The 2,439-nt window shown below is 75.3% G+C and carries 1 protein-coding gene; it reads right to left on the bottom strand.

Annotated features, from left to right (window positions below):
* The coding region (locus tag VGX25_RS14445; RefSeq protein ID WP_326918286.1) for a non-ribosomal peptide synthetase at window positions 1-2,439 on the bottom strand (2,439 nt) is incomplete at both ends.

The raw sequence follows: 2,439 nt of genomic DNA, 5'->3' as shown, positions 1-2,439 counted from the left end.
GGCGGCCGGCGCCGGTTCCGGCAGCGCGCGCCGGTCCACCTTGCCACCGATGTTGCGCGGCAGGCCGAGCACGGTCGTGAAGGACACCGGCAGCATCGCCGCGCCGAACCGCTGGCGCAGCACCGCCCGCCAGGTGTCCGCGGCCCCGAGCGGCTCCCCGGACGGCCCGCGCGCCGGGACGACGTAGGCCATCACCCTGGCCACCAGGCCCTGCCGGTCCCTGCTGGCGACCACGGCGCAGTCGGCGACCGACTCGTGCGCGCCGAGCGTGGCCTCGATGTCGGTCAGCTCCACCCGGACCCCGTTGAACTTGATCTGGAAGTCGCCGCGCCCGCGGAACTCCAGCGCGCCGTCCCACCGCAGCAGGCCGTGGTCTCCGGTCCGGTAGCACGGTCCGCCGTCCGACCCGAGCTCCGGATGTCCTTGCAGCGGCGTGAAACCCGAGCGGTCCGCGGCCGCGTCACCGAGGTAGCCCGGGGTGACGTAGGGGCTGCGGATGACGATCGCGCCGGTGACGCCGGGCGGGCAGGGCCGGTCGTTCTCGTCGACGACGAGGACCTGGCGGCCGGGGATCGACCGGCCGATCGGCGCCGTCCCGTGCACCGTGTCGGTGATCTCGTGGTAGGTGGCCAGGATCGACTCGGTCGGGCCGTACAGGTTGACCAGCCGGATCCCCGGCAGGGCCGCGCGCAGCCCGTTGGCCAGCTCGCCCGGCAGCGCCTCCCCGGCGAGCAGGACGTGCTCGAGGACCAGCCCGGCCGTCCCGCGCTCGCCGATCACGCGGAGGATCTCCTTGGCATAGCTGGGAACCGTCTGGAAGACGGTGATCCGCTCCGCGGCCAGCCAGTCGATCAGCTTGTCGGGATTCGGCCGCAGGCGGTCCGGCACCGGGCACAACGTCGCCCCCGCGACCAGCGCGGTGAAGATCTCGCCGAGGGCGGCGTCGTATCCGGGCGCCGCCCACTGGGCCATCCGGGCGCCGGGCCCGACGCCGAACTCGGCGCCGAACCAGGTGACGAACTGCGCCAATGTGCCGTGCGTCTGCGGGATTCCCTTTGGCTGGCCGGTGGTTCCGGAGGTGTGCGTGATGTAGGCCAGGTCGGCCAGCTCGCGCCGCACCGGGGCCGGCGCGGCATCCGGCGCCAGGTCCTCGAGGCTGACGACCTTGCCGCCCAACTCCTCGGCGTACCAACGCGCCAGCTTGTCCTCGGCCGGATCCCCTTCCAGGACAAGGCACACCGGCCGGGTGTCGGCAAGCACCGCCTTGCCGCGCTCGCCGGCGTCGCCGCGGCCGAGGCAGACCAGCTGCCCGCCGGCGTCGAGCACCCCGAGCAGCGTGGCCACCTGGCCCGGCCCGGTGCCCATCCGCACCGCCACCGGCGCGCCGGCCACCTCGGGCAGGGCGGCGGTGACCCGCGCGGCCCACCGTTCCAGCTCGGCGTAGGAGATCTCCGCGCCGGCCCAGCTCAGCGCCGGGGTGTCCGGATTGGACCGGGCCCGCTCGTGCACCAGCTCGGGCACCGGCGCCTCGACCGGGGGGCCGTCGGTGATCCGGTCCGCCGCCCGCACCGCGGCGCGGATCCGGTCCGGTGGCTCGATCTCCAGCTCGTCCACGGGCAGCTCGGGGTGGCGCAGCGCGGCGGCCAGCAGCGTGTGCAGCTGGTCGAGGATGCGCTCGGCGGACGCGGCGTCGAACAGGCTGGTGCGGTAGCTCAGCGATCCGGTGACCGTGGGGTCGACCCGTTCGACGGTCAGCATCAGGTCGGCGCGGGCCGCCGGGTTGGGCACCGGCCGCGGGGTGGCCTGCGCACCGGGCAGCTCGAGCTTCCCGGTGTCCCGCACGTCGAACATGGCATCACACCACGGAACGCGGCTGGGATCCCGATCGACGTCCAGCTCCCGCACCAGGGTCTCGAACGGCAGCTCCCGGCGCGCGAGCGCCGCCCGCCACTCGGCGGCGACCCGGCCGGCGAGCTCGGCGAACGTCGGCCGCTCGGACAGGTCGGCCGGCAGCACGACGAGGTTGCCGAACATGCCGACCACGTCTTCGAACTCCGGCGCGGGGCGCACCGTCACCGGCGCCGCGACACCCATCCGCTCGGCGCCGGTGTACCGGCCGAGCAGCGCAAGGAACCCGGTGAGCAGCACGGTTTCCGGCGTGGTCGTCGCCGCCGCGGCCAGCTCGGCCAGCGCCGCGCCGTCCCAGTCGAACCGGACCTCGCCCGCCCGAAACGTCGGGCCGGCCGGGCGGGCGCGGTCCACCGGCAGGTCGAGCAACGGCGGCAGCGGGCTCAGCGTGGCGGTCCACCAGTCGAGCAGCGGCCCGAACTCCGGCGCGGCGGGCAGCTTCCGCTGCCATCGCACGAAGTCGGCGTACCGCGTCCGGAGCTCGGGCAGGGCGTCGCGCGGCGGCCGGCCGTGCACGGCCGCCGCGTAGCC

This window comes from Actinophytocola sp. (assembly GCF_035942955.1).
Taxonomy (GTDB): Bacteria; Actinomycetota; Actinomycetes; order Mycobacteriales; family Pseudonocardiaceae; genus DASYTH01.
The sequence above is the reverse complement of the archived record's forward strand: the minus strand, read 5'-3'. Positions and strand labels throughout refer to the sequence as shown.